Origin of the sequence: Cuniculiplasma thermophilum (assembly GCF_052315355.1) — an archaeon.
GTDB lineage: Archaea > Thermoplasmatota > Thermoplasmata > Thermoplasmatales > Thermoplasmataceae > Cuniculiplasma.
Map to the genome: position 1 here is coordinate 1 of NZ_JBLSDF010000055.1, position 6,754 is coordinate 6,754.

The following is a 6,754-nucleotide window of genomic DNA, read 5'->3' on the forward strand; positions in this document are numbered from 1 at the left end:
CATTATGTACATATGAAAATACGGAATAAATTGAACATGAAGACAATGAAAATCCTGTGTACCCACAGACAGATTTACAGAAAATGGCTAAATTGCGTGTTCCATGATATACTAATAAAAAGAAGATGTAAAGTCACGTTAACATTTACATCGTGATAAAATCAATCCACCTCAAATAACTTTTCGCTCATTCATTTCACCACTTCTTTCTATTGGTAATAAATTCTTCAGTATTGTGTATCTTCCATCACATCCCAGTTTTCGAATCGCTTCCATTATCTTTAAAGCCTACAGATTGTATTTATCTATGAGGACCTTATTCTGCTCTCTGTAAGGATCAAGTTTTGATCTTGTATATTATTTAATAAGACTTGAAATCATGTTTGGCAAGGGATATGCGTTCTTGATCTTGTGGGTAACTCCTCGTCTTGGAGCATAAGGCTCCCTTCTTTCATTCTTTACCCGAATGGGATGTTGCAGTAAAATCTCCTCCTTCTCTTCATTTTGTCCTGTATCTTAGTTTTTCTGAGTATTTTACTTACTGTATTTTGGACATACTTAGATACTTTGCTATCTTTTTGTTACTCATCTCAATTTCCTTCATGTCCCTTTTCATTCTCCACCCCTACAACCTTCACAATAATGACTCCTTTCTGCATACACAAATGAACCAAGATTAAATCGGAGATCTGGATCACTTTTATTCCGGCGAAAATGCAAAATTATGAACCGGCGTTTACATCAGGAAATGAGGGGATAGTCTTGTGTCTGTAAAATCCTTCGATCTTCAGACATTATTTGAATTTCATTTCGAGATTGTACTTCAAAGATTATGGCAGGTGAATGTGCCCATTGCATAGGGGTATCTGACAAAATAGATATCATGGACATACAGATCAAGAATGCCTGATATAATTAAGATGGGGAAAGTCAATGAAGAAGCACATTGATGGCATATCGGACGCAATAAGTTCTGGAATAAATTCAGCTGTTATTGAAGGATTGAACAACAAAATCCGTACTGCATTCAAGCGTTCATATGGATTCAAGGCACAGGAATACAGGGATACGATCATATATCTGGTGGCAGGAGGATTGAGATTACCCTCAGGATGTTAAAGACATCCCAAAAATATACTAAATGGACTGGTCAAGATTTGATTAAAGTTTTAATCGAATACTATATATCAATCATGACCATAAACTGTCTTGTGGTCACAGACTTTTAGGAGTCTGATTACCTTCCTGCCGTCCTGGACTAGAGGCTCGTATACTATTCTATTGGATTTATTCACCTTTACAGCATATGCATTATTAGAATATTTGAGGCCTTTCTTTCTCTTCCCGAACTTAAACGGGTCATTTGTGGCCAATTCTCTCAGCGTTTCGTTCACTTTAGGTTTAATGGAATTGTCCTTGCTCTTGTATAATTTCTTAAACGTATCGCTCCACTCGAATTCCCAGTCCCCCAAGAAATTCACCTAGGGTTAATCATTTAAGTCTTTAAGGAGATCGTCAATCGAACCACGCTTGAATCTTCCTTCAGAATAATCCTTGAGGCTTGCTTCAATCTGAATTAACTCAATCTCGCTCAAATATTCTGGATCGTCTATATCTTCTACCTCAAGATTAAACATATTATTTTCCCTACCAAAAGAGGACTGAATCCCTGGTAGATAGAGAAAGGAGTCAACCGTCTTATCTACCCTCATATTATAATCCACATAGAATGGTTGGGACCTAAATTCCCTGTCATTGTGGGACATTATGAAAGGTTCTATATCCTCCTCCATCTTCATCTTTTCCTTGTAAGAGATACATTACCACTTTCTGAAACACTCAATTTCCACTTAGTTCCAACCTTATATGGTGCCTCTTTTTCGCTCTGAAAGTACATTATAAGAGTATTCGCAGCGATTTCCTTACTTCCTGCTGGAATTGGCATCCCTTCTGCAGGCTTACCAATTTTTCCGAATGCAACCTGATAAATCAATGAACCATCAATAGCGCTTGTTACCCTACCAACGTTAACAACCTCGACTTCTCCCTCATAAATGGACATTTTGCCTCACTCCACAATTACCTGATGGCAGACTCGTGCACACTAGGTATTGAGAAATGTGCTTAAATATTTTGGCATTCACTTGGTGCATGAAATTTAAAATGATAGTTATTGCCTCATTTCCAAAGTTTCCAAACAAATTTATGGTCAAGAGATTTCCACTGTAACAGATTTTTAAACTGTCTTGTAATATTCTTTTTGGATAACTTAAGAGCAGCACAGTCAAGAACTCATAATAACCACGTAATTCATAACTAAACGGAACTGCATCGTTACGGTCAAGAATCGACTTAACCCTCTCCCATGCAGTTTGCAGGAGAGAATAATGTGACCTGAGCAAGCCTGAAGTTCTGCGTAGCAGAACCAAGTGGTGTAAGCGGCAGCGATGGGTGATGAAGAATGAACTCTTTCGGAGAAAGAGTGAAAACCGTAAATCAAAAGACGTAGGGATTGAGAAGCAAGACATGGTGAATTTGAGCCCGAGACAAGGAAACACATTGCGAATATAGGATTTCTATTGCTTAAAATTCATAATTAAGAAACAAAGTCAATAGTTATCAACTTAAGGTTTGAACGTTCAAATGGTTCTACCCCGCTTTTTCTGAAAGTTTCTTTTTCTAACAGGAATTCTCCGATATTATTGATCATTGTTTTCCAATCATCATCTTTCGTATATTCTCTCCATATTCTCCTTAGTTCTTGAAGTCTCTTTTTCGTTTGCGGTAATGAGATAAGTCTATCTTTGAGGGATTCCCATATCTGTTCAATAGAAGTGTCATTTGGATAATCCTTCAGATAATCATTTATTTGCAACTCGATTTCATCGATTAGTTTTTTGATAAATTTAGTGCTCCTGGATCTATTAAGCTCTTTAAGTTGAGAATCCTGTGTGTTGCTAAGCTCTATTTCCTTATACGTTTGCTCTATATTCTCAAGAACAAGTTTATTAGCACCATAAATTTGTTCGAAGAAGTCTGGGATTACTCTCATCTCATTACGATTACACTTTATGTAATCTAAAATATCGGTCTTCCTTGTAAGCATTTTGCCAGAGTTCATATCGTAAAGGTACCAGAAATGGAATTCTTCTCCGTACTTGTAATAAAAGAATATTCCAGATAATTTATTTTTTTTCAATCCACTAAATACACCATCAGGTATTTTTTCCAGTTCCTCGACACCTCTATTTTTCAAGAAATCCTTTAGTGGCTGGTAAAACAATTCACCTCCTCCAAATATATCTCTTTCCAGTTCTGCAAATACTTTCTCATCCTTATCTTTAATCCTTCTGATGATTCCAAAAACTTTTGGGTGTATCTCTTCGCCAAGTACTGATTCGTCAAGACCCACCGCCTCATCAAAACTTATTATTTTGCTTTGAAGTATTTCTACAAGCTTTAGGAGTTCTTCAAGTTCGTCTTCCGGAAAGAAATTATAAACGTAGATCTCTTTGTATGGGGACCCTATCCTATCAATTCTACCAGCTCTCTGAATCATTCTTGTCGGATTCCAGTGCAAGTCATAATTGATCAGATATTTGGCTGTCTGAAGATTCTGTCCTTCTGAAAGTACATCTGTGCTGAGTATTATATCTATTTTTTTCTCGAAGAATCGTTTAATAATGGTTTCCCGTTCTTGAGGAGTTTTGTTCGTACCGCCAGAACTAGATATTGCTTCTATTCTGAGATTTGAAAATCTTTTGTCCTTTGTTATTTCGTTGTAAATATAGTTTAACGTATCAGCGTAATATGTAAATAGGACTATTTGGCCGCTCTTCGATAGTTCTAAAAGTTTTTCCTTTAGGACGCTAAGCTTTGAGTCATCCTCCGGGTCGATTCTACTAACTTTTTCTAAAATCTCATTAAGTAGTTTTATGTCAGCATCTATATCCTTAAATAGATCATCGGCACGATATTCGTCAACTTTGAAGTCACTCAATACATCACCAATATTTCCATCATCAAGTTCATCGTATACGCTGAGTAAGTACTTTAAATAACTTTTCTTTGTTAAAAGCTTCCCTCTTTTTAAGTATTCTTTTAGTTTATCCAGAAAATGTATGTGGTTTAAAACGCTCTTTCTGAATGAATCTACACTGCTCTCTAACCTTTTGAGAAGTATGGTCCTGAATATTCCACCTATTGCCACCATTCTACCCAAGGCTAGCCTTTCTTCCTCTGTTTTAAGTGGTTCTTTTCTATAATCCAGAATTTTATAATATGCCATCGTCAGTTTCTCTGTAATAACATCTGAAATTTCTCTGTACATCCCTTTGTAAGCGCTATCAAGCTTGTAGTTTACATTCTCCAAATTCCTTTCGGGAAAAGTAATCTTCTGTTCTTCTGTTTCTCCATTAGGAAGCTCACGGATGATAAAAGCCTCAGGATAATTCTCAACTATATAGTCTCTTGTTCTTCTAATAGAAATTTCGTTCAATAGATCGTTTAATATTGACGGTTTGTCCTTAGCTTCCTTAAAGAATTTAAATAAATCCGGTATATTTTCCTTAATAAATGCTGTTCTGTCCATAAGAACAAGCAACATAATCTGCCAGTATAGATCCCAAGGCGTATTGTTTATTGGTGTCGCTGTAAGAAACAACATATATGGTTTTCTTCCGGATTTAAGTATATTGTCTTGCACTAATGAGAAGAAGTTTTCCCATCTGTTAGACAAAGGATTTCTGAAATTGTGACTTTCATCTACGACGATGAGCTCAACAGTGTCAAGTCTTCCACCAAGTGCCCTCTTTGCCTTTTCCAGATAAGAATCAGAGGCAAGATCTTCTTGTGAAAGGATATTCTCCTTTACATCGATCTTCTTCAATTCGGATCTCCACATCTCTCTCAACTGAGCTGGGCATACGACTAGTATGTTCTTTCTTTCATAGTAACCGATCTGTTCGAGAATCTTTTTGGCGATCCATGTTTTTCCAAGTCCAACCGAATCGGCAACAATGCATCCACCGTATTTCTTCATCCTTGTCCATATTCTGGCAATGGCATCTTCCTGAAACCTTGCTAAATTCACCTTGGTTTCAGGCAATCCACTTGGCTTATTTTTCTCTTCTTTCTTTTCTTCCAATATATCTTCTTTCTGAAGTTCGTACAATGATTTTATATAAATATCATAAGGAGAGTACTCCTTGGTACCGAACCTAGATTCCTCTAATATCTTTATAAGATTGCTCTTAAAGTCTATGGACTCTGACCAGAACTTTTCAAACCATTCCCTCCTAGTATATTCTGCCTGTGACTCTTGCTTCCATGTGTTAAGCTCACCATATCTTGTTAGCCCTGCTGCAGTAAAGTTTGACGACCCTATCACAATCCTGTCATCAAAAATATAGGCCTTTCCATGAAGGAATTTTTCAAAGAGTCTGACTTCAACATTATCTTTTTTTAAGAAGTTTATAAACAGTTTAACAGTGGACTCTGATTCCTTAGTTAAGTCCAATCCTTCAACCTCATTTTTGATTTCTTCTAAAAGGACATCTCCGAGGGTCTTTTCACCTTGGATTTCCGGTGTTTTACCTAGAAGGAGCCGGAATTGAGTGACTCCATTGAGGTTGTCTTTAATCATTGCAAATGCCTGAATATTGAAGAATGCAGTTGCTATGTCGAAGTTTGTTTCTGGATTTTCTTTTAAGGTTCGATTTAAAAAACTAACTAGCTTGTTACCGTCACTATTATCTATTATCTCCTTTTGAAGTCCCATACAATCACCTTGAAATTTCAGCTCTTCTATCCTGAGTGGTACTATCAAATCTCAGATTTACTCCGGTCTTCAACGATTTAATCATTTTTTCCTCTTTACACTTTTTGCCTTATCCAACCTTTGCTTAACCAACTCACAAACACTCCAATATACCTCTTTTCTCTCTTCAAGAGTTAAACCAAGTTCATCGAATATTATCTCATCAAGTTCTGCCCTGTCAGGGAGTGGCTTTGGCTCTTGTTCACGTATTGGTTTGCTTGGATCTATACCACATTCTTCAAAGATAGAATGAATTTTTGCCTTATACATTAATTCTACAATTTTAGTTCTTATGTTCCCATTAGTTTTCACGCGCAAGTACCTAAAAAATTCCAAATCCCATCCGTAAGTATTCAATACCCCATCGCCTTGATTCGTTCGTCCAAACAGTTCAGCTTGAAGATTACCAATAGTCGACTTCAATTCAATCATTAAATTTACTGGGTCCATTTTTGTTTCTATCCCATAAAAACTGTTAAATATGATTTTGTCAGGATTATAGAATACATTGAAGGAGTCGCTATGGTGCCTGCTAATTAATATACAATATGACCTCCTTGCTTGTTCCTGTAAGATGTACCAGGTCTCATTTCGTAATTTGCAACTTCTATGATTAAAACCTTTCTTTTCACCATATTTTATATAAAATTCTATTTTTTTCCCTGCTATATTTTCCCCCAATGGGATGTTTACAAAATAGCTTGTAACATCAGTATCCGAAATTGTAACTTTAGAGTATAATGATGGTGATCTTATAAGTTTATTAATATACCTTGTTTCTACCTCAAATCTTTCTCATAGTGTCCCAAATGTTGTGTATTTATAAAGGATACCTCCTTTGGAACATTTCCTTAATCTCATCAATGCATTTATAATATCCTCTCAATGATCTCATAGACCATTTGTCATTTATCTCTGCTGCTCTCAGATAAATGA

The 6,754-nt window shown here is 36.2% G+C and carries 6 protein-coding genes; 1 reads left to right on the plus strand and 5 read right to left on the minus strand.

Annotated features, from left to right (window positions below; all coding sequences use genetic code 11):
* Nucleotides 1-933: 933 nt before the first annotated feature.
* Nucleotides 934-1,119 carry a transposase gene (locus ACNF42_RS08190; RefSeq protein ID WP_443340279.1) on the plus strand — a complete coding sequence of 62 codons (186 nt, stop codon included), beginning with the start codon at nucleotides 934-936 and terminating at the stop codon, nucleotides 1,117-1,119.
* 68 nt (nucleotides 1,120-1,187) lie between these two features.
* On the opposite strand, the gene ACNF42_RS08195 is transcribed toward ACNF42_RS08190, so the two are convergent.
* The 5 genes from ACNF42_RS08195 to ACNF42_RS08215 form a co-directional block, all read right to left on the minus strand.
* On the minus strand, nucleotides 1,188-1,472 hold the full coding sequence (locus ACNF42_RS08195) for a type II toxin-antitoxin system RelE family toxin (RefSeq protein WP_443340280.1): 285 nt from the start codon (nucleotides 1,470-1,472) through the stop codon (nucleotides 1,188-1,190).
* Between the two features lie 15 nt (nucleotides 1,473-1,487).
* Nucleotides 1,488-1,793 (minus strand): hypothetical protein, encoded by a 306-nt coding sequence (locus ACNF42_RS08200; RefSeq protein ID WP_443340281.1) that lies wholly within the window; start codon nucleotides 1,791-1,793, stop codon nucleotides 1,488-1,490.
* 2 nt (nucleotides 1,794-1,795) lie between these two features.
* On the minus strand, nucleotides 1,796-2,062 hold the full coding sequence (locus tag ACNF42_RS08205; protein WP_443340282.1) for a hypothetical protein: 267 nt from the start codon (nucleotides 2,060-2,062) through the stop codon (nucleotides 1,796-1,798).
* Nucleotides 2,063-2,596: 534 nt separating this feature from the next.
* Entirely contained in the window at nucleotides 2,597-5,779 is a 3,183-nt protein-coding gene (locus tag ACNF42_RS08210; RefSeq protein WP_443340283.1) for a helicase-related protein, read from the minus strand.
* 81 nt (nucleotides 5,780-5,860) lie between these two features.
* Nucleotides 5,861-6,586: a hypothetical protein gene (locus ACNF42_RS08215; protein ID WP_504434144.1), complete on the minus strand. Its 726-nt coding sequence runs from the start codon at nucleotides 6,584-6,586 to the stop codon at nucleotides 5,861-5,863.
* Nucleotides 6,587-6,754 lie beyond the last annotated feature (168 nt).

What these genes read in the sequence shown, in the direction of transcription:
- ACNF42_RS08210 (WP_443340283.1), bottom strand. Translation starts at nt 5,779, where the DNA reads ATGGGACTTCAAAAGGAGATAATAGATAATAGTGACGGTAACAAGCTA.
- ACNF42_RS08190 (WP_443340279.1), top strand. Translation starts at nt 934, where the DNA reads ATGAAGAAGCACATTGATGGCATATCGGACGCAATAAGTTCTGGAATA.
- ACNF42_RS08200 (WP_443340281.1), bottom strand. Translation starts at nt 1,793, where the DNA reads ATGGAGGAGGATATAGAACCTTTCATAATGTCCCACAATGACAGGGAA.
- ACNF42_RS08205 (WP_443340282.1), bottom strand. Translation starts at nt 2,062, where the DNA reads ATGTCCATTTATGAGGGAGAAGTCGAGGTTGTTAACGTTGGTAGGGTA.